A 19,676-nucleotide genomic window follows, 5' to 3' on the forward strand; every position below is an offset into this window, starting at 1 on the left:
CCGGATGCCGCCTTCGCTGGCATGCCGGGTCTTGGCTGCGCCTGCGGGCTGGCATGCCGGCTCTTGGCTGCGCCTGCGGACTCCGGCCGGCCCTTCTGGCTACTGGCTCCGACTGCGCGTTCGGAACCTTGGCTCGTCGCGTCAGAGCGTCGGCTCTGGTTGACGCGAGCCCCCAGACGTCGGTCGGATTTGGTTGCGGACACGAATCGGGGGCAGCGGGTCCGGCGTGGTGCCGGGCCTGCTGCCCCCGAGTTCGGTGTCAGCGGATGTTGGGCCGGGTCGGCTCGTCTCCGGTAGCGGCCGGCGGGGGCGCGGAGCCGGCACTCGGCTGCTGGCTGGCCGGGTTGATCACCTGCGTGCGCTCGTCCTCCGGCGTGGGGATCGCTGTGGTGGGCTCGTCCACCTGGGCGACGGGCGCCGGCTGGCTGGCCGGTGCCGGCGGTGCCGGCGGTGCCGAGATCGTCTGGGTCGCTTGCGGCGCGCCCGAGCCCGGGACCGGCGGGGCCGAGATCGGCGGAGCCGTGATCGTCTGGGTCGCCTGCGGCGCGCCCGCACCCGGCACCGGCGGCCAGGTCGCCGGCTCGGCCGACGACGCGGACGGACCAGCGGGCGGGTATGCGCCGGGCTGACCCGGTGCGCCCGGACCAGCCGTGGGCTGGCCACCCGGAGTGGCGGGACCGCCCAGGCCGGGAGCCGCACCCGGGTAGGCCGGCGGCGGCGGGTAGCCGGGCTGACCGTACGCGGCGGGTGCGCCGTACCCGGGCTGACCGGGCTGGCCCTGCCCGTAACCCGGCTGCCCAGGACCGGGCTGCGGGTAACCAGCCGGTGCGCCATACATGCCGGGTTGGGGCTTGGGGCGCGGCACGTAGTAGAGGGTCCGCCAGACCTTGTAGATCAGGAACCCGGCGGCCGCGAAGATGCCCGCGTACGCGATGCGGACCAGCAGGCCCGTGAACGCCGCCCGGACCTCGCCGTCGACCAGCGAGCCGAACAGCCAGGCCAGCAGCGCGATCACGCCGAACACGGCGGAGACGGCATATTCGGCCAGCGCCACCTGCGTGACCAGCTTGGCGCGCGGCACGGCGGGCTTGAGGTGTGTGGCCAAGAGCACCGCCAGCAGGGGCAGCACGATCGCCTCGATGCCCGCGAAGTCGAAGAAGCTTCCGCCGGCCCGGCTGGAGAACCCGACATTCGCCGAATAGGGCACGAGCAGATCGATGAGCCCCACGAACAGCAGGACAGCGTTGGCGCCGACCAGCACCAGGGCGATCAACTCGCGCCAGGGTTTGGTGATCTGATTGGCCGAGGTCTGTTCAGTCGACCCGGCCTCGGGTTGGGTGGTCACGGCTCCCCCTGGGGCGATGACGGAAGATGGCTTTCGTGAGCGTAGTCGCCCGGACGCCGGGAAACCGGCAGTGTAGGTAAGGATTGCCGAATGCACATCGTCGTTTTGGCTGGTGGAATTGGCGGCGCTCGGTTCTTGACCGGCGTCCGGGCTTATGCCCGAGAAACCGGTGCCGAGGTGACCGCGATCGTCAACGTCGGCGATGACGTCACCATGCACGGCCTGCGGATTTGTCCGGACCTCGACAGCGTCATGTATACCCTGGGTGGCGCCGCCGACCCAGAACGCGGTTGGGGACGCGTCGGCGAGACCTGGGCGGTCAAGGACGAACTGGCCGCGTACGCCGCAGAGCCGACCTGGTTCGGTCTTGGTGACAAGGACATCGCCACCCACCTGGTGCGCAGTCAGATGCTGAACGCCGGCTACCCCCTCTCCGCCGTCACCGAGGCGCTCTGCCAGCGCTGGCAACCGGGCGTGCGCATGCTGCCGGCGACCGATGACCGGTTCGAGACGCACGTGGTGGTCGACCTCGACGGCGAAAAGGCGATCCACTTCCAGGAATGGTGGGTGCGCCACCGCGGCGACGTGCCGACCAAGCGCTTCGTGTTCGTCGGTGCCGACACCGCGAAGCCGGCCGCCGGCGTGCTCGAGGCGCTGGCGACCGCCGACCTCGTGCTGGTCGCGCCCAGCAACCCCGTGGTCAGCATCGGCCCGATTCTGGCCGTGCCAGGCCTGCGCGCCGCGCTGACCGCTCCCGTCGTGGGCTTCTCGCCGATCATCGGTGGCAGCCCGGTGCGCGGCATGGCCGACAAGTGCCTGGCCGTGCTGGGAGTGGCGTGCACGGCGGCCGCAGTCGGCGGGATGTACGGGGCACGCGGCGACGGCGGCATCCTCGACGGCTGGCTGGTCGACAGCACCGACGCCGGCGCCTCGGTGGCCGGGGTCACGGTCAAGGCGGTGCCGCTCTGGATGACCGACGAGCAGACCACGGCCGATATGGTCCGCGCGGCCGTCGAACTGGTATGACTGCTGCTGACGCGGTAGCGGGTGGCGGGGGAGTGGGCATGCGACTCGAAGTGTTGCCAGTCGAGGGCATCGGCGACGTGCGCCCGGGCGACGACCTCGCGGCGGCGATCACCGCCGCGGCGCCGTGGCTGCGCGCCGGCGACGTGCTGGTGGTGACGAGCAAGATCGTGTCGAAGGCGGAAGGCAGCCTGGTCGACGTCCCGATCGACGGTGACGAGCGCGTGGTGGCCCGCGACGAGGTGCTGCGAGCCGAGACCGCCCGCCCGGTGGCTCGCCGTGGGCAGACCCGGATCGTGCAGACCCATCACGGCTTCGTGATGGCCTCGGCCGGCATCGACGCCTCGAACGTCGACCGCGCCCACCTGGTGCTGCTGCCCAAGGACCCGGACGCCTCGGCCCGCGCCCTGCGCACCACCCTGCGCGAGCGGCACGGTCTCGATGTCGCCGTTGTGATCTCCGACACGATGGGCCGACCGTGGCGCAACGGGCTCACCGACGTCGCACTCGGCGCCGCAGGGATCCCGGCGATCCGCGACCACCGCGGCGAGGTCGACCCGTACGGCAACGAGCTGTCCATCACCCAGATGGCCGTCGTGGACGAGCTGGCCGCGGCCGGCGAACTGGTCAAGGGCAAGTGCGCACAGGTGCCGGTTGCGGTCGTACGCGGATATCTGGACCCACCCCTGCCGGAGGCCGACGGCGACGGCGCGGCCGTCCTGGTCCGCGGTGCTGATCAGGATCTGTTCTCGCTCGGCACGGCCGAAGCCCGCGCCGAGGGACTCCGGGCCGCGGCCCGCCTGTCCGACCATGGCCAACCCCCCTTCCCCGCGCTCGATGAGCTCAACCTCGAGAAGGCGCTGACCCGCGCCTTGGCGACGATCACTCCCGGATCGACGGCGACGTTCGCCGCCGACCTGCTCCCCGGCGACGGCGACCGCATGGGCCGTTGCCGCGTCGTGTGCCGGCCGGCGGACTCCACCGGTGCTGCTCTGGTGTCGTTGGGCGCCGACGTGCAGCGCCTGCGCGCCGCCCTGGCCGCCGAAGGGCTCGGTTCCATGATGGAGACCACCGAGGACGGTCACGGGCCACACGTGGTGGTCACTGTCCGCTGAGGCGGCGCTCGCTCCGAGTTGAGTTCGCTCATACCTCTTCATCGGATCGAGGCGGTCGGATGGTTCCCGATCAGCCAAGATTCTTTCGCGGTGACCGTCGCCACGGAATCCTGTCGGTGACACGGCCTACGCTTCAACGGTGGCTGATCTGATCCCGACCCCGCACACACCGCCGACCGCGGCGAGCATCCGGCGGGCACTGGCGCGTGCCGCGGACGGCAAGGCGCTCGACCAGGGCGAGGCGGCGGACCTCATGGCCGCGCGCGGTGAGGCACTAGACGAGCTGCTGGGCATCGCCGGGGCCATCCGTGACGCGGGCCTGCGTGACGCCGGGCGGCCGGGCGTCGTGACGTACTCGCGCAAGGTCTTCATCCCGTTGACCCGCCTGTGCCGGGACCGTTGCCATTACTGCACCTTCGCCACCGTGCCGCACCGGCTACCGGCCGCCTTCCTCGACCGCGACGAGGTCGTCGCGATCGCCCGCGAAGGCGCCGCGCAGGGCTGCAAGGAAGCGCTGTTCACCCTCGGCGACCGGCCCGAGGAGCGCTGGCCGGCGGCGCGCGAGTGGCTCGACGCGCGGGGTTATGACTCGACCCTCGACTACGTCCGGGCCAGCGCGATCGCGGTGCTCGAAGAGACCGGCCTGTTGCCGCACCTCAACCCGGGCGTGCTGAGCTGGGCCGAGCTTCAGCGCCTCAAGCCGGTCGCGCCGAGCATGGGCATGATGCTCGAGACCACCGCGACTCGGCTGTGGTCCGACAAGAGCGGCCCGCACTTCGGCTCACCCGACAAAGAGCCGGCGGTTCGGCTGCGGGTCCTCGACGACGCGGGCCGGGTCGGTGTCCCGTTCACCACCGGCATCCTGATCGGCATCGGCGAGAACCTGGTCGAGCGCGCCGACTCGTTGTTCGCGATCCGCCGCTCGGCCCGCGAATACGGCCACATCCAGGAAGTCATCATCCAAAACTTCCGGGCCAAGCCCGACACAGCGATGCGCGGCATGCCCGACGCCGAGTTGCTCGACCTAGCCGCGACGATCGCGGTCAGCCGGGTCATCCTCGGCCCCGGCGCTCGCATCCAGGCACCGCCCAACCTGATCGAAGGCGAATACGACCTGCTGCTGCGCGCCGGCATCGACGACTGGGGCGGCGTCTCGCCGGTCACCCCCGACCACGTCAACCCGGAACGCCCCTGGCCGATGATCGACGACCTCGCCGCCCGATCGGCCGCCTCCGGTTTCACGCTGCGGGAACGACTGACCATCTATCCAGAATACGTACGCCGCGGCGACCCCTGGCTAGACCCGCGGCTCGCCGGCCACGTGGCGGCGCTGGCCGAGCCGGTCAGCGGGCTGGCGGCCGAGGGCACGCTGCCGGTCGGCCGGCCCTGGCAGGAGCCCGACGAGGCGTTCGTGCCCGGCGGTCGCACCGACCTGCACGCGACGATCGACACCACGGGCCGCACCGGCGACCGCCGAGGCGACTTCGACTCCGTCTACGGTGGCTGGTCCGAGGTAGCCGAGCGCATCGCGCCCGAAGCCATCGACCTGGGCCGCGGGGCTTTGGCTGAGCGGCAGCCCTCCGACGTCCTCGAAGGCCTGCGCCTCGCGGCCACCGACCCGGCAGCGCTGTTGGAGGAGCGGCACGAGGCGGCGACCATGGCACTCTTCACCGCCGATGGCACCGCGCTCGACGAGCTGTGCCGCATCGCCGACGACGTCCGCCGCGACACCGTAGGCGACGACGTGACCTACGTGGTCAACCGCAACATCAACTTCTCGAACGTCTGCTACGTGGGCTGCCGCTTCTGCGCCTTCGCCCAACGCGAACGCGACGCCGACGCCTTCCGTCTCTCGGTCGACCAGGTAGCCGACCGCGCCGAAGAAGCCTGGGCGGCCGGCGCCACCGAGATCTGCATGCAGGGCGGCATCGACCCGAAGCTGCCGGTGACCGCATATGCCGAGATGGTCCGCGCGATCAAACAACGGGTGCCAGGCATGCACGTCCACGCCTTCTCACCCATGGAGATCGTCACCGGCGCCGCGAAGGGCGGCATGCCGGTCCGCGAGTGGCTGGAAAGCCTGCGCGAAGCCGGCCTGGACACGATCCCGGGCACAGCGGCGGAGATCCTCGACGACGACGTGCGCTGGGTCCTGACCAAGGGCAAACTCCCGGCCGCCACCTGGGTCGACGTGGTTTCGACGGCACACGAGCTAGGCATCCGATCAAGCTCCACGATGATGTACGGGCACGTCGACCACCCCCGCCAATGGCTAGGCCACTTCCGGGTGCTGGCGGGGGTGCAGGACCGCACGGGCGGCTTCACCGAGTTCGTAGCCCTACCGTTCGTCCACACCAACGCCCCCATCTACCTGGCCGGCATCGCCCGCCCGGGCCCAACCTGGCGAGAAAACCGAGTAGTCCACGCGATGGCCCGACTACTCCTGCACGGCCGCATCTCCAACATCCAGTGCTCCTGGGTAAAACTCGGCGACGAGGGCACGGTCGCAATGCTCAACGGCGGCTGCAACGACCTGGGCGGCACGCTGATGGAGGAAACCATCTCCCGCATGGCGGGCTCGGCCAACGGCTCATCACGCACGGTCGAGCAGCTCAAGGCCATAGCCACAGCGGCCGGCCGCCCAGCCCGCGAACGCACCACGGCCTACGGCCTGCACTAACGCGCCATCGGTTGGGGCTGTGCGGGTGGTCCTGGCCTGCGCGGCCGTGCCGTCGGTTGGGTTCCGCGGGTGGTCTTGGTCGGCGCGGACGTGCTCTCGGTTGGTTGTGCGGTGGTTCTGGCCTGTGCGGACGCGCGATCGGTTGGGTTGTGCGGGTGGTCCTGACCTATGCGGCCGTGCCGTCGGGTTCCGCCGGTGGTCTTGGTCGGCGCGGACGCATGATCGGTTGGGTGCGCGGGTGGCTCTGTTCTGCCCGGACGCGCGCTCGGTTGGGTGCGCGGGAGGCCTGGCGGCCGTGGCCGTGCCGTCGGTTGGGACTCCGTGGGTGGCCCGGGACTCGCTTGACCGGAGATTTCGGACGGGCGTCGCGGGTCTGAGCGCGCGTTTGCACATCGTCGCGCGATGTAGGTACCAGGTTCGCCGTGCTGTCGGGATCCCACTGACCCGGGTCGGCCAAGCCTGCAGTCTCGTTGGTCGAGTGATCGATGGCCGTGCGCCGACGGCGACTGCCAGCGCGTGTTCTCGTCTGTCCTTGGTCGTAGCGATCATGTGGAGACGCCTAAGGGAGAAGGCGTGTCGGGCCGGCCGGGCGGGGTGGTCGACGAGGACCGGCCGACCGTAGCGCCGCATCCAGCCGCGCCGCGGGTCACCTCCGCGCCGCCGCGGTCTCCGGGCGCGGCGTTTTCGCCGCGAGGTTCTGCGTGGGTGGGGGATGTCTGCTGCGACGGTGCCCTGCTGGTCGGGCGGTGAACGCCGCCCGTGCGTCGACCGGAGCCGGTCGACGTGCCGGCCGCCTCAAGGCGGAGTCAGCCCTGGCCCTGACGGGCGACGCCCGGCGTCCGCCGGAGCCGGTCGACGTGCCTGGCTGCCTCCGGGCGAGTCGGTCATGGCGCCGCCGACTGTCCGACACCCCGCTCGGGACAGCCGGCGGTCGAGCGGTGAGGTGGTCTAGCGGTCCGAAAGCTGACGTTTCCTACAGCGAACCACCAGGTTTGCATGATCATCTGAGGTGGGTAATGACCCGCCCGATTCGTGCCCTCGACCGGGGGACTAGCGGAGGCCGGGTGGATCAAGCTAGGGATGTCGTGGTTTGATCTCTTATGTGCGGTTGCGGCGTCTGAGCAGGTGGGAAAGTGGTCGATCGTGCGTTACCCGCCTGGGGTCTGGATCGGTAGGGAGCCGAAGGGCCACGGCACCATCCGCGAGTCGCCCACGGCACGCCGGTTCGTGGGCCTATTTATCAGGTTCCGCTTGACGACGCACGCATTACACGCGTGTAATTTCACTGGGGTCGTTCGAACGGGACATGACAAATCGGACCGTACGGGCGAAAAAGTAGGGCCTTCCGCGAGGGGGTTACGCCGGTCGCAGGCCGGCGTGCGAAAGGAGGCAACGTTATGGATGGTGGCCGTGTCGAGGTCGCCGACCTGCTGGGCAACGCGCCGGAGTGGCAGGAGCGTGCACTGTGCTCCCAGACCGACCCCGAAGCGTTCTTCCCGGAAAAGGGCGGTTCGACCCGCGAGGCCAAGCGGATCTGCTCGCGCTGCGACGTCAAGGCCGAATGCCTCGAATACGCGCTCGGCCATGACGAGCGGTTCGGCATCTGGGGTGGCCTGTCGGAACGTGAGCGGCGCAAGCTGAAGCGGCGCGTCGTCGCCTGATCGGGCAACGAACGCCGGCCGGCACCAAGCGCGGAGGGGGAACCCGCGCTGAGGACGGCACAAGAACATATCGGGGACCGAGGGCCATCATCGCTTGCGATGCGGGCCCTCGACCGCATCCGGGGTACGGCCAGTCGGCGACGCAGGGGATCGCGACCAGGCCGTCCTCGCGGTGGGCCGCCGTGGGGTTAGCCCAACCGGCCAAGATCAGCCTGGCGCGGTCAGATCAGCTCAGCTCAGCTCGTCCGGGTCGAGGCCGAGGAGGTTGGCGACCTGCTCGATGATCACGTCGTGGACCAGGTCGGCCAGATCGTCGTGGTCCATCGCGCGGAACTCCAGCGGTCGCCGGTAGAGGACGATCCGCGGCGCCATGTCGGCTCGGCCTGGGCGGCCGGGCAGCAGGCGGGCCAGCGGAACCTCGCCGTCCTCGAGCACGTCGGTGTCGTACACGTTGAGCTCTGGCGGCACGTCCTCCACCGCGAACTCCACCCCGGCGAGCTCCTTGGCGAACCGGTGCTCCAGGGTCTCGACCGTGTCCAAGACAAGATCATCGAAGATCTCTGCCTTGGTACGCGCCAGCGGTACCGTCGCGGGCACCAAACGCCCGCGCAGCCCGCGACCGTGCCGGTCACGGCGCCGACCGGACGCCGGCCGGCGGTTGGCGGGGCTGGTCATCGTGCACCTCCTGGAGAAAAGCAGCCTCAGCCTAGCCCCGCGATCGGCGTGTCGCGGCGCAAGGCGGGGCAACGCCCGGGTGGGAGAGATAACGTGCCGCCGTGAGGTCTCCACGGCGTTGCTCCAGAAACGGCTGTCCCAGGCCGGCTGTCGCCACGCTGACCTACGTTTACCACGAGTCGACCGCCGTCGTCGGGCCGTTGGCCGCCTTCGCCGAGCCTCATACCTATGACCTCTGCGAGCAACACGCCCGCTCCCTCACCGCCCCCCGCGGCTGGGAAGTGGTGCGCCACGAGGGCGAGTTCCAACCACCACCCCCCACGACCGACGACCTGGTCGCCCTGGCCGACGCGGTACGCGAAGCAGCCCGCCCGGGCCGCTACGACGACTACGACGACCTCCCACACGCCGGCCACCAACAAGGCCGCCGCGGTCACCTCCGAGTAATCCCGCCAAGCCAGTAGGACCAGCGGCCGGCTCCGCGAGGATCGGCTCTTCGGCGCAGATCACCGGCAGTGGGCGCATGTCCCGTTGCTCGTCGCCAGTGGGCGGCAGGCAGCAGCTCATCAGGTTGGCAGGCGGCCTCAGCCGCCGACCGGGCCGAGCATTTTGATCGTGTGCGCCGCATTCGGTCAGCCCATGATCGGGTGCAGCAGGTCTGGCACGACACGCCGTCGGGTTCCCCGGCCAGATGCGCATGATCATGGACGAGGTGCGGCCAGGCACTTGGTCTGGTGCACCTGATCATGGAGGTCGGTGCCGCCGGGCGCGCGAGACGAAGATGACGCGCCCGTGCTTGCCGGCACCGTTTTCGGAACGGCAGCAGACGGACCCCTCCCCGCCAGGCGTGACTGGCCGCCGCACGCCGGTACCTCAGTGCCGGCGATAACCAGCAGAATCCGACTGCCGCCGCCCACGAACCACCGTCTGGCGGTTCGGCTAGCCGCTGACCAAACGGTGGATCAGATCCGCTCGGCGTGCGGCGCGGCCTGTGCGGGCCTCGGCCGCGTCGGCGGAGGCCGTCGCTCGCAGGGCCGCGTTGATGCCCAGCCACCGCAACGGCTCCGGCTCCCAAGACCGCGACCGATGCCCCACCCAAGGCAGCTCGACCAGGTCCGACGACACCCCGAGGATCAGGTCAGCCAGCGTCCGACCCGCCAGGTTGCTGGTTCCCACCCCGTCCCCGACGTATCCGCCCGCCCAGGCCAGCCCCGACGCCCGGTCCAGGCCCACCGATGCCGTCCAGTCGCGGGTGACCCCCAGCGGCCCGCCCCATGCGTGTGAGATCTCCGCGACCGGCCCGAGCACCGGAAACAGCGCCCCCAAGGTTTCGCGCAAAGCAGTGAAAACCGAAGGCTCCCGATCGAACGACGGAGAGACCGACGAGCCGAAGTGGTACGGCGCGCCCCGCCCGCCGAAGGCCAGCCGCCCGTCAGCCGTGCGCTGGCCGTAGATGATCAGGTGGCGGAAGTCCGTGAACGTCTCCCGGTCCGCCAACCCGATCGCGTCCCAGGTCGACTCGGGCAACGGAGGCGTCGCCACCATCAGCGAGTAGACCGGCGCCACCGCTCGCCGATAGCCGGGCAGCCCCGCCGTGTAACCCTCCGTCGCCCGGACCACGACCTCGGCCCGCACGGTGCCGAACGGCGTGACCGCAGCGCCCGGCCGCAACGAGGTCACCGGCGTGCCCTCGTAAAGAGAGACCCCGCGCGCCGCGACCACCGACGCCAACCCCCGCACCAACGCCGCCGGCTGGATGGCCGCGCAATGGGGCGTGAACACCCCGCCCAGCACCGACGTCGCCCCGAGCCGGGACGACGCGTCGCCCGCCGACAGCAGCGACACCTCGTCGAACCCGAACGAGGCGTACGACGAGACAGTCGCGGACGCCCGGGAGAGCTGGGCCGGTGACCGGGCCACCGACACCGTCCCGCCCTTGTGGAAGTCGCACGCGATGTTCTCGGCCGCGCACACCCGGCCGACCTCGTCGACGGTCGCGTTCATCGCCTGCTGGAACGCTATCGCCGCCGAGCGGCCGTGGCGCCGGGCCAACGCGGGCAGTGACGACGGCAGCAGCGCCGAACACCAACCCCCGTTGCGCCCGGACGCGCCGAAGCCGGCGTATGCGCTCTCCAGCACCACGACCCGGAGCGACGGATCCAACAAGCTCAGGTAGTACGCCGTCCACAGCCCGGTGAAGCCCGCACCCACGATCGCCACGTCGCACGAGACGGAACCCGGTAGGGGAGGCCGCAACTCCGGCGGCGGGCCCATCCAGTACGAGATCACAGGCGCTGCCACGCCTCCGTCAGCACCGTGCGCAGGATCTGCTCCATCTCGTCGAACTGCTGCTGCTCGCAGATCAGCGGCGGCGCCAACTGCACCACCGGGTCTCCGCGGTCGTCGGCCCGGCAATAGAGACCGGCCTGGAACAGCGCCGACGACAGGAAGCCGCGCAGGAGTCGCTCGGACTCCGCCTCGTCGAACGTCGCCTTGGTCGCCTTGTCCTTGACGAGCTCGATCCCGTAGAAGTAGCCGTCACCCCGGACGTCACCGACGATCGGCAGGTCGAGCAGCTTCTCCAGAGTGGACCGGAAGGCCGCTTCGGTGGCCCGCACGTGACCGGTCAGGTCCTCGCGCGCGAACACGTCCAGGTTGGCCAACGCCACCGCGCACGACACCGGGTGCCCGCCGAACGTGATGCCGTGCGCGAACATCTCCGTCGACGCGAGGAACGGCTCGATCAGCCGGTCCGTCGCGATCATCGCGCCCAGCGGCGCGTACCCGGAGGTCAGGCCCTTCGCCGTGGTGATGATGTCCGGCTGGTAGCCATACCGCTCAGCGCCGAAGTAGTAGCCCAGCCGACCCCAGGCGCAGATCACCTCGTCGGAGACCAGCAGGACGTCATAGGCGTCGCAGATCTCCCGGACACGCGCGAAATACCCAGGCGGCGGCGGGAAGCAGCCACCCGAGTTCTGCACCGGCTCCAGGAAGACCGCTGCGACCGTGTCCGGACCCTCGCGCTCGATAGCCCGGGCGATCTCCTCGGCGGCCCACCGCCCGAAATCAACCTCGGACGAACCGTGCTCCGGCGCCCGGTAGAAGTTCGTGTTCGGCACCTTGATCCCGCCCGGCACCAGCGGCTCGAAGTCGGCCTTGATGCCGGGCAGGCCGGTGATCGACAGCGCGCCCATCGAGGTGCCGTGGTAGGCGATGTGCCGGCTGACCACCTTGTGCTTGTTCGGCTTGCCGACCCGCTTGAAGTAGGCGCGCGCCAGCTTCCACGCCGTTTCGACCGCCTCGGACCCACCGGTCGTGAAGAACACCCGGTTGAGATCACCCGGCGTCAGGGACGCGATCCGCTCCGCCAGCTCGACCGCGGTCGGGTGGGCGTAGGACCAGAGCGGGAAGAACGCCAACTCGGCCGCCTGCTTGGCGGCGGCGTCGGCTAGCTCCGTGCGGCCGTGGCCGGCGTTGACCACGAACAGGCCGGACAGCCCGTCGAGGTAACGGCGGCCCTGGTCGTCCCAGACGTACGCGCCGTCGCCGCGGACGATCGTGGGTACCTCCCCGTCGCGATAACTGGACATCCGGGTGAAATGCATCCACAGGTGGTCGGTGGCGTTGGCCATCGGTATCCCCATCGCGTCGTCGTGCGAGCTGGTGAGCTCACAGCACCTACAACGGTTATCGCACAAAAACCGACCGTCAGGCAAGGCTTACGGAGGTCGGAAGCCAAGAACGCCACGAAATCCGCAGTCGGCAAAGGCTAGGCCGTACCCCAGGAATAGGTCTGCTTGCGCAGCTTGAGATAGACGAAAGCCTCCGTCGAGAGCACGCCCTCGACCGTCCGGAGCCGCTTGAGGATCTCCAGCAGGTGGTCGTCGTCGCGGCACACCACCTCGCACAGCAGGTCGAACGAGCCCGCGGTGATCACCACGTAGTCGACCTCGTGGAACTCGGCCAGCCGGTCGGCCACCTGCTCGAGGTCGCCGGAGACGCGCAGCCCGATCATCGCCTGGCGTGGGAAGCCGAGCTGGAGCGGGTCGGTCACCGCGACGATCTGCATCACCCCGGCGTCGAGCAGGCGCTGCACCCGTTGCCGGACCGCCGCCTCGGAAAGCCCGACCGCCTTGCCGATCGACGCGTACGGCCGCCGCCCGTCTTCCTGAAGTTGCTCGATGATCTGTTTGGCGACGTCGTCGAGCAGTGCGTGGCTGGCCCCATCGCGGACCAAAGCCCGGCGGGGACCCGCCCCGTTGCCCGACATGCCCATCTCGAGATCCTCCTCAGTAAAGGACGTGCATTACAGAGCCAAGTCTTCCGTATTTCGTCGTCAACTACGAGAGTGGCAACGGAATCCCTTGTGACAGGGGTTATCGCATGTCAGGATCGGTCGTCGTCTAGATCCCCCCAACTAGACCGAACCCGGGAGCCCCCGATGCGCAATCGCTCGCGTCCGCCGCTGTCCCCCGAGGCCGCGGCCCTGCTCTCCCTGTCCCGTCGCACCCTGATGCGGGGTGCGCTCGCTACCGGAGCTCTGGCGGTCTCCGGTGGCGCGCTCGCCGCCTGCGGCACCAAGGGTGCGCAGCAGACGGAGTCGAGCTGCGTCAGCGAAGACAGTTCCGGCTCGGAGAAGACGCTCACCGTCTCTAACTGGCCGCAATATATCGATGTCGACGATAAAGACGAGTCGAAGCGCCCGACCCTCGTCGCTTTCGAACAGAAGACCGGAATCAACGTCAGCTACACGGAAGACATCAACGACAACAACGAGTTCTTCGGCAAGGTACAGAACCAGCTCACCGAGTGCCAGCCGACCGACCGCGACGTCATCGTGCTCACCGACTGGATGACGGCCCGGATGATCCGGCTCGGCTGGTTGCAGAAGCTCGACGCCGCGAAGATGCCGAACTTCCAGAAGAACCTGCTGCCCTCGCTGAAGGGCCGCCCGTTCGACAAGAACAACGAGTACGCGGTGCCGTGGCAGTCGGGCCTGGCGGGCCTCGCCTACAACGGCAACGTCACCAAGGAGATCAAGACGGTCGACGAGCTGCTGACCCGGCCCGATCTGAAGGGCAAGGTGACGGCGCTGACCGAGATGCGCGACACGATGGGGCTGATCCTGCAGTCCAACGGGCACAACCCGTCGGACTTCACCAAGGCGCAGTTCGATGACGCGATCAACAAGCTGCAGAAGGCGGTCGACGCCGGGCAGATCCGCCGGTTCACGGGCAACGACTACGCACCGGATCTGGCCAAGGGCGACATCGCGGCGTGCATCGGCTGGTCCGGCGACATCATCCAGCTCGGCCTCGAGGACCCGAAGGTGAAGTTCGTGGCGCCGGAGAGCGGCGCGATGCTCTACTCCGACAACTCGTCGGTGCCCAACAAGGCCGCGCACAAGGGCAACGCCGAGGCGTTCCTGGACTACTACTACGACCCGGCGGTGGCCGCCGAGCTGGCCGCGTACGTCAACTACATCTGCCCGGTCGTCGGCGCCAAGGAAGAGATGGCGAAGACCGAGCCGGAGTTGGCGGCCAATCCGCTGATCTTCCCGGACGACGCGCTGCTCGCGAAGACCAAGGTCTTCAAGGCGCTGACCGAGGCCGAGGAACGTGAGTACGAGTCCGCGTTCCAGCGGGTCATCGGAGCCTGAGATGACGACCCCCGAGACCGGCGACCTGCGGATCACCAACGTCACCAAGCGGTTCGGCGAGTTCACCGCCGTCGACGACCTGAGCCTGACCGTCCCGCAGGGCGCGTTCTTCGCGCTGCTCGGTGCGTCCGGCTGCGGCAAGACCACCACGTTGCGGATGGTGGCCGGGCTGGAGGAGCCGACCACCGGCGAGATCCGGCTGGGCGACCGCGATATCACCCGGCTGCGTCCGTACCAGCGACCGGTCAACACCGTGTTCCAGAGCTACGCGCTGTTCCCGCACCTGGACGTGTTCGAGAACGTGGCGTTCGGGCTGCGCCGGCGCAAGCTTCGCCAGGTCAAAGAACAGGTCGACAAGATGCTGGAGCTCGTCCAGTTGGGCGGGTTCGGCAAGCGCAAGCCGGCCGAGCTCTCCGGCGGCCAGCAGCAGCGGGTCGCGCTGGCCCGGGCGTTGATCAACCACCCGCAGGTGCTGCTGCTCGACGAGCCGCTCGGCGCACTGGACCTCAAGCTGCGCCGGCAGATGCAGATCGAGCTCAAGCGCATCCAGACCGAGGTCGGCATCACCTTCGTGCACGTCACGCACGACCAGGAGGAGGCCATGACGATGGCCGACACGGTCGCTGTGATGAACGCCGGGAAGATCGAGCAGCTCGGCCGCCCCGCGGAGATCTACGAGTACCCGGCGACCGCCTTCGTCGCGAACTTCCTCGGCCAGTCCAACCTGCTGGCCGGTGAGGCCGCTGGGCGCTCCGGCGACGTCGTCCAGGTCGCGGCCTACGAGCAGCGGTTCGCCGTGCCGGCCGTGCGGTCCCGCACCGACCGGGGTCCGGTCTTCCTCGGCGTACGCCCGGAGAAGCTGGCCCTGGTCCCCGCCGGCGCGGCCGTGCCGGCCGGCCACCAGTTTGTGGCCGGCGTGGTCACCGACTCGTCCTATGTGGGCGTCAGCACCCAGTATCTCGTGCGCACCGGCTGGGGCACCGAGCTCGCGGTCTTCGCACCCAACGGCGGTGACGCGACGCAGTTGGCCGTCGGCTCCCAGGTGACGGCGCACTGGAACCCGCACCACGCGTTCCTGCTGGAGCGCGCGCCCGGCGAGGGTGACCAGACCACGCCGCTGCTGGACTCACCTGACACGGTCGGGGTCGGGTCGTGACCCTGCTGACCGGCGTCGGCCCGCGCCCGGTCGATGCAAAAGGAGGAGGCGCGGAACGGCGAGACCGCAGGCGCGCTCTGCCGTACCTGCTGCTGCTCCCCGGCGCCGCCTGGCTGTTCCTGTTCTTCGTCGTGCCGACGATCCAGCTCGGCGCGACCAGCCTCTACGACCCGTCCGGCTCCGTGACCGCCGGCTACGCGATGACGTGGGAGTTCAGCAACTACCCGGACGCCATCGAGTACGCCTGGCCGCAGATCGTGCGCTCGTTCGGCTACGCCGCGATCGCCACGGTGATCGGCATCGTCATCGGTTACCCGCTGGCGTACGCGATCGCCCAGAAGGCCGGCCGCTGGAAGAACGTGCTGCTGGTCTGCGTGGTCGCGCCGATGTTCACCAGCTTCCTGGTGCGCACGCTGGCCTGGAAGACGATCCTGTCGGACAACGGCTGGCTCGTCGGCTTCCTGCGCGACATCGGCCTGCTCGGCGACGACGGCCGGCTGCTCGCGACGCCGGCGGCGGTGATCCTCGGCCTGACGTACAACTTCCTGCCGTTCCTGGTGTTGCCCCTCTACGCCAGCCTCGAACGGCTCGACTACCGGCTGCTCGAGGCGGCCGGCGACCTGTACGCCAGCCCGACCCGCACGTTCGTCAAGGTCACCCTGCCGCTGTCGATGCCCGGCCTGGTCGCGGGCACGCTGCTGTTCTTCATCCCGGCGGTCGGCGACTACATCAACGCCGCGCTGCTCGGCAACACCAACACCAACATGGTCGGCAACGTGGTGAACTCGGCGTTCCTGTCCCGGCAGGAGCCACCCCAGGGCGCGGCGCTGTCGTTCCTCCTGATGGCGATCATCCTGGTGATCGTCTTCACCTACGTACGCCGCTCCGGCACTGACGAGGTGGTCTGAGATGAGGCGTTGGCTCGCCGACCACTGGGTGATGACAGTCGGCCTCATGGTGCTGCTCTACCTGTTCCTGCCGATCGCGGTCGTCGCCGGCCTGTCGTTCAACCGCCCCTCGAACCGGCTGTCGTACGACTTCAACGCGTTCACGACCGACAACTGGACCAACCTGTGCGGCCCGGCCGACCTCTGCGACGCCGTCGGACGCTCGGCCTGGATCGGCCTCCTTTCCACGCTGTTCGCGACCATCCTCGGCACGCTGATGGCGTTCGCGCTGGCCCGGCACCGGTTCCGCGGCCGGAGCCTGACCAACCTGCTGATCTTCCTGCCGATGGCGACCCCCGAGCTCGTGATGGGCACGTCGCTGCTGGCGCTGTTCACCGCGGGCGGCCTCCAACTCGGCTTCGTGACAATCCTGATCGCGCACGTGATGTTCTGCGTCTCGTTCGTGGTGGTCACGGTCAAGGCGCGGCTGGCCGGCATGGACGCCCGGTTGGAAGAGGCGGCGATGGACCTCTACGCGACGCCCTTCCAGACCTTCCGGCGGATCACCCTGCCGCTGGTGCTGCCCGGCATCGTCGCCGCGGCCCTGCTCGCGTTCTCGCTGTCCTTCGACGACTTCATCATCACGAACTTCAACTCGGGCAACACGGTGACCTTCCCCATGTACGTTTGGGGTGCCAACCAGCGAGGCATCCCGCCGCAGGTCAACGTGATCGGCACGGCCATGTTCGCGATCGCGCTGCTGCTGGTGCTGGCGACGAACGTGCGACGGCGGCGGGGGGCGCGAGTGGCATGAACGTCGGTCGGGCGCTCGCGGACGCGCAGCCCCGGGTCTTCTGGCTCGACCGTCCCGAGCGCCCCGACCCGCTGCCACCGCTCTCTGGCTCTGTGGAAGCCGACCTGCTGGTCGTCGGCGGGGGTTACGCCGGCCTTTGGGCGGCGCTGCAAGCGAAGCAGGACGACCCCGGCCGCGATGTCGTGCTGGTCGAGGCCGGCACCTGCGGGTGGGCGGCGTCCGGCCGCAACGGCGGGTTCTGTGCGACGTCGCTTACCCACGGCCTGGCCAACGGCGCGGCCCGGTTCCCGGACGAGATCTCCATCTTGGAGACGCTCGGCCAAGCCAACCTGGATGGGCTGCTGGCCACGATCTCGCTGTTCGACATCCGTTGCGACGTCGAGCGCACCGGCGAGATCGAGCTGGCTACCGCTTCGCACCAGGTCGCGGATCTGGCTTCCGGCGCCGCGCTGGCCCGGCGGTTCGGCCACGACGTGGTGGTGCTCGGGCGGGACGAGGTGCGTTCCGAGGTCTCCTCGCCTACGTACCTCGGTGGCGTCTGGCACCGCGACCGCACCGTCATGCTCGACCCGGCCCGGTTGGCCTGGGGGCTGCGCGACGCTTGCCTCTCTCTTGGCGTGCGCATCTACGAGCACACCCGGGTAACCGGGCTGGCGTCCTCCGGGGCGGGGGTAGTCGCCCGCTGCGGCGGCGGGTCGGTGCGGGCGGGCGGTGTCGTGTTGGCCGCCAACGCGTTCCCGCCGTTGCTGCGCCGGCTCCGGGCCTTCGTCGTGCCGGTCTATGACTATGCGCTCGTGACTCGGCCGCTGACCGCGTCGGAGCTTTCGTCGATCGGCTGGCTCCGGCGGCAGGGGTTGGCCGACTCCGGCAACCAGTTCCACTACTACCGGCTGACCGCCGACAACCGGATCCTGTTCGGCGGGTACGACGCCGTCTACCACTACGGCAACCGGATGGCGCCGTCGCTGGCCCGTGAGGCACCCACGTTCCACACGCTGGCCCAGCACTTCTTCGAGACCTTTCCGCAGTTGGCGGACGTCACCTTCACCCATCGCTGGGGCGGGGTGGTCGACACCTGCACGCGGTTCTGCGCCTTCTTCGGCACGGCTTTTGGCGGGCGGCTGGCTTATGCGACCGGGTTCACCGGCCTGGGTGTAGGCGCCACCCGGTTCGGCGCGCGGGTCGCGTTGGACCTGCTGTCCGGCTCTTCCACCCCTTTGACCACATTGGACTTCGTACGCAGCCGCCCGGTCCCCTTCCCGCCGGAACCCTTGCGCTCCCTGGTCATCAACGCGACCCGCTGGTCGATGGCCTACGCCGACGCGCACCAGGGCCGGCGCAACCTGTGGCTGCGTACCCTCGACAGACTCGGTTTGGGGTTCGATTCCTGATGCGTGTCCTACAGATCGGCGCGGGCGGGGTCGGCGCCGCCGCGGCCGCGATCGCCGCGCGCCGCTCGTTCTTCTCGTCCTGGGTCGTGGCCGACTATTCGCTGGCACGCGCGCAGGCGGTGGTGGCCTCGGTCGACGACCCTCGTTTCTCGGCCGCCCAGGTTGACGCGTCGTCGTCGACCGAGGTGCGGGACCTGGCCGCCGGTGCGACGCATGTGTTCAACGCGGTGGACCCGCGGTTCGTGATGTCCATCTTCGACGGTGCGTTCGCGGCGGGTGCCGACTATCTCGACATGGCGATGTCGCTGTCCCAGCCGCACCCTGTCTCTCCCTATTCGTCAACTGGTGTCGTGCTCGGCGCGGCCCAGTTCGCGACGGCTTCGTTGTGGGAGGAGTCGGGGCGGCTCGCGCTGGTCGGCATCGGGGTGGAGCCGGGGTTGTCGGACATCTTCGCCCGGTACGCGGCCGACGAGCTGTTCACGTCGATCGACGAGATCGGGGTACGCGACGGCTCGAACCTGGTGGTCGACGGGCACACGTTCGCGCCGTCGTTCTCGATCTGGACGACGATCGAGGAGTGCCTGAACCCGCCGGTGGTGTTCGAGCGCGAGCGTGGCTGGTTCACGACGGAGCCGTTCTCCGAGCCGGAGGTGTTCGACTTCCCGGAGGGCATCGGGCCGGTCGAGTGCGTCAACGTCGAGCACGAAGAGGTTTTGTTGATTCCGCGCTGGGTCGACGCGGGTCGGGTGACGTTCAAGTACGGCCTAGGGGCTGACTTCATCGCGGTGCTGCGGACGCTGCACCGGCTCGGGCTCGACTCGGCCGTGCCGGTCAAGGTCGGCGACGTGTCGGTGGCGCCGCGCGACGTGGTGGCCGCGTGCCTGCCGGACCCGGCTGGTCTGGGGCCGCGGATGCGCGGCAAGACGTGCGCGGGCACGTGGGTGAAGGGCACGGATCTCTCTGGCTCGCCGCGCGAGGTCTACCTCTATCACGTGGTCGACAATGAGTGGTCGATGCGCGAGTACGGGCATCAGGCGGTGGTCTGGCAGACCGCGGTGAACCCGGTGATCGCGCTGGAGCTGCTGTCTGGCGGGGGCTGGTCCGGCGCGGGCGTCCTCGGTCCTGAGGCGTTCCCGCCGTCGCCGTTCCTGGAGCTCCTGGTGGCCTACGGGTCGCCGTGGGCGATGCGCTGACCCCTTTTGTTTCGCTCAGAGCGGATCGCTTAGCTCTGTGCGTCCTCCTGTAGCGGTGTAATGCTGTAATCAAGTAA

The 19,676-nt window shown here is 69.5% G+C and carries 16 protein-coding genes; 11 read left to right on the forward strand and 5 right to left on the reverse strand.

Annotated elements, in window-relative coordinates; all coding sequences use genetic code 11:
* Window positions 1-259: 259 nt before the first annotated feature.
* A complete protein-coding gene (locus tag BLV39_RS06465) occupies window positions 260-1,345 on the reverse strand; it encodes a hypothetical protein (protein ID WP_176984786.1) in 1,086 nt (361 codons plus the stop codon).
* 90 nt (window positions 1,346-1,435) lie between these two features.
* On the opposite strand from BLV39_RS06465, the gene cofD reads away from it, so the two are divergent.
* The 4 genes from cofD (at window position 1,436) to BLV39_RS06485 (ending at window position 7,824) form a co-directional block, all read left to right on the forward strand.
* Entirely contained in the window at window positions 1,436-2,371 is a 936-nt protein-coding gene (gene cofD / locus BLV39_RS06470) for a 2-phospho-L-lactate transferase (protein ID WP_090788359.1), read from the forward strand.
* Between the two features lie 38 nt (window positions 2,372-2,409).
* The gene (locus tag BLV39_RS06475; protein WP_090791206.1) at window positions 2,410-3,483 is read left to right on the forward strand and encodes a coenzyme F420-0:L-glutamate ligase; all 1,074 of its coding nucleotides are present in this window, start codon (window positions 2,410-2,412) and stop codon (window positions 3,481-3,483) included.
* A gap of 148 nt (window positions 3,484-3,631) precedes the next feature.
* Window positions 3,632-6,163, forward strand: coding sequence for a bifunctional FO biosynthesis protein CofGH (locus tag BLV39_RS06480; RefSeq protein WP_090791208.1), 2,532 nt, complete (start codon window positions 3,632-3,634; stop codon window positions 6,161-6,163).
* 1,397 nt (window positions 6,164-7,560) lie between these two features.
* Complete coding sequence (locus tag BLV39_RS06485; protein ID WP_089245306.1) at window positions 7,561-7,824, forward strand: WhiB family transcriptional regulator; 264 nt, start codon at window positions 7,561-7,563, stop codon at window positions 7,822-7,824.
* Window positions 7,825-8,055: 231 nt separating this feature from the next.
* On the opposite strand, the gene BLV39_RS06490 is transcribed toward BLV39_RS06485, so the two are convergent.
* A complete protein-coding gene (locus tag BLV39_RS06490; protein ID WP_090788361.1) occupies window positions 8,056-8,499 on the reverse strand; it encodes a metallopeptidase family protein in 444 nt (147 codons plus the stop codon).
* Between the two features lie 101 nt (window positions 8,500-8,600).
* On the opposite strand from BLV39_RS06490, the gene BLV39_RS06495 reads away from it, so the two are divergent.
* A complete protein-coding gene (locus BLV39_RS06495; RefSeq protein WP_090788363.1) occupies window positions 8,601-8,963 on the forward strand; it encodes a DUF3499 domain-containing protein in 363 nt (120 codons plus the stop codon).
* Between the two features lie 475 nt (window positions 8,964-9,438).
* Here BLV39_RS06495 and BLV39_RS06500 read toward each other — a convergent pair whose 3' ends face one another.
* From BLV39_RS06500 to BLV39_RS06510, 3 genes are all read right to left on the reverse strand, one after another.
* A complete protein-coding gene (locus BLV39_RS06500; RefSeq protein ID WP_090791210.1) occupies window positions 9,439-10,773 on the reverse strand; it encodes an NAD(P)/FAD-dependent oxidoreductase in 1,335 nt (444 codons plus the stop codon).
* An 11-nt stretch (window positions 10,774-10,784) separates the two neighbouring features.
* Window positions 10,785-12,131, reverse strand: coding sequence for an aspartate aminotransferase family protein (locus tag BLV39_RS06505; protein ID WP_090788365.1), 1,347 nt, complete (start codon window positions 12,129-12,131; stop codon window positions 10,785-10,787).
* 137 nt (window positions 12,132-12,268) lie between these two features.
* Window positions 12,269-12,769: an Lrp/AsnC family transcriptional regulator gene (locus BLV39_RS06510; RefSeq protein WP_090791212.1), complete on the reverse strand. Its 501-nt coding sequence runs from the start codon at window positions 12,767-12,769 to the stop codon at window positions 12,269-12,271.
* Window positions 12,770-12,940: 171 nt separating this feature from the next.
* On the opposite strand from BLV39_RS06510, the gene BLV39_RS06515 reads away from it, so the two are divergent.
* Genes BLV39_RS06515 through BLV39_RS06540 form a run of 6 tightly spaced genes read left to right on the forward strand, consistent with a single transcriptional unit; the run spans window position 12,941 to window position 19,599 of the window.
* Window positions 12,941-14,158, forward strand: a complete 1,218-nt coding sequence (locus BLV39_RS06515; protein ID WP_090788367.1) for a polyamine ABC transporter substrate-binding protein — start codon at window positions 12,941-12,943, stop codon at window positions 14,156-14,158.
* A 1-nt stretch (window position 14,159) separates the two neighbouring features.
* Complete coding sequence (locus BLV39_RS06520) at window positions 14,160-15,314, forward strand: ABC transporter ATP-binding protein (RefSeq protein ID WP_090788369.1); 1,155 nt, start codon at window positions 14,160-14,162, stop codon at window positions 15,312-15,314.
* The gene (locus BLV39_RS06525; RefSeq protein WP_373315352.1) at window positions 15,311-16,222 is read left to right on the forward strand and encodes an ABC transporter permease; all 912 of its coding nucleotides are present in this window, start codon (window positions 15,311-15,313) and stop codon (window positions 16,220-16,222) included. Before BLV39_RS06520 ends, BLV39_RS06525 begins: the two co-directional genes overlap by 4 nt.
* A gap of 1 nt (window position 16,223) precedes the next feature.
* Window positions 16,224-17,015 (forward strand): ABC transporter permease, encoded by a 792-nt coding sequence (locus tag BLV39_RS06530; protein ID WP_090788371.1) that lies wholly within the window; start codon window positions 16,224-16,226, stop codon window positions 17,013-17,015.
* Entirely contained in the window at window positions 17,012-18,406 is a 1,395-nt protein-coding gene (locus BLV39_RS06535; RefSeq protein ID WP_090788373.1) for an NAD(P)/FAD-dependent oxidoreductase, read from the forward strand. The genes BLV39_RS06530 and BLV39_RS06535 overlap by 4 nt, the downstream gene beginning before the upstream one ends.
* A complete protein-coding gene (locus tag BLV39_RS06540; RefSeq protein WP_090788375.1) occupies window positions 18,406-19,599 on the forward strand; it encodes a saccharopine dehydrogenase family protein in 1,194 nt (397 codons plus the stop codon). The genes BLV39_RS06535 and BLV39_RS06540 overlap by 1 nt, the downstream gene beginning before the upstream one ends.
* Window positions 19,600-19,676: the final 77 nt, after the last annotated feature.

Origin of the sequence: Asanoa ishikariensis (genome assembly GCF_900107455.1) — a bacterium.
In the GTDB taxonomy this organism is placed as follows: domain Bacteria; phylum Actinomycetota; class Actinomycetes; order Mycobacteriales; family Micromonosporaceae; genus Asanoa; species Asanoa ishikariensis.

Excerpts from the sequence above, each read along its gene's own strand:
- BLV39_RS06510 (WP_090791212.1), bottom strand. The coding sequence starts at position 12,769 with ATGTCGGGCAACGGGGCGGGTCCCCGCCGGGCTTTGGTCCGCGATGGG.
- BLV39_RS06475 (WP_090791206.1), top strand. The coding sequence starts at position 2,410 with ATGCGACTCGAAGTGTTGCCAGTCGAGGGCATCGGCGACGTGCGCCCG.
- BLV39_RS06520 (WP_090788369.1), top strand. The coding sequence starts at position 14,160 with ATGACGACCCCCGAGACCGGCGACCTGCGGATCACCAACGTCACCAAG.
- BLV39_RS06490 (WP_090788361.1), bottom strand. The coding sequence starts at position 8,499 with ATGACCAGCCCCGCCAACCGCCGGCCGGCGTCCGGTCGGCGCCGTGAC.
- BLV39_RS06540 (WP_090788375.1), top strand. The coding sequence starts at position 18,406 with ATGCGTGTCCTACAGATCGGCGCGGGCGGGGTCGGCGCCGCCGCGGCC.
- BLV39_RS06500 (WP_090791210.1), bottom strand. The coding sequence starts at position 10,773 with ATGGGCCCGCCGCCGGAGTTGCGGCCTCCCCTACCGGGTTCCGTCTCG.
- BLV39_RS06515 (WP_090788367.1), top strand. The coding sequence starts at position 12,941 with ATGCGCAATCGCTCGCGTCCGCCGCTGTCCCCCGAGGCCGCGGCCCTG.
- BLV39_RS06505 (WP_090788365.1), bottom strand. The coding sequence starts at position 12,131 with ATGGCCAACGCCACCGACCACCTGTGGATGCATTTCACCCGGATGTCC.
- cofD (WP_090788359.1), top strand. The coding sequence starts at position 1,436 with ATGCACATCGTCGTTTTGGCTGGTGGAATTGGCGGCGCTCGGTTCTTG.
- BLV39_RS06530 (WP_090788371.1), top strand. The coding sequence starts at position 16,224 with ATGAGGCGTTGGCTCGCCGACCACTGGGTGATGACAGTCGGCCTCATG.
- BLV39_RS06485 (WP_089245306.1), top strand. The coding sequence starts at position 7,561 with ATGGATGGTGGCCGTGTCGAGGTCGCCGACCTGCTGGGCAACGCGCCG.
- BLV39_RS06535 (WP_090788373.1), top strand. The coding sequence starts at position 17,012 with ATGAACGTCGGTCGGGCGCTCGCGGACGCGCAGCCCCGGGTCTTCTGG.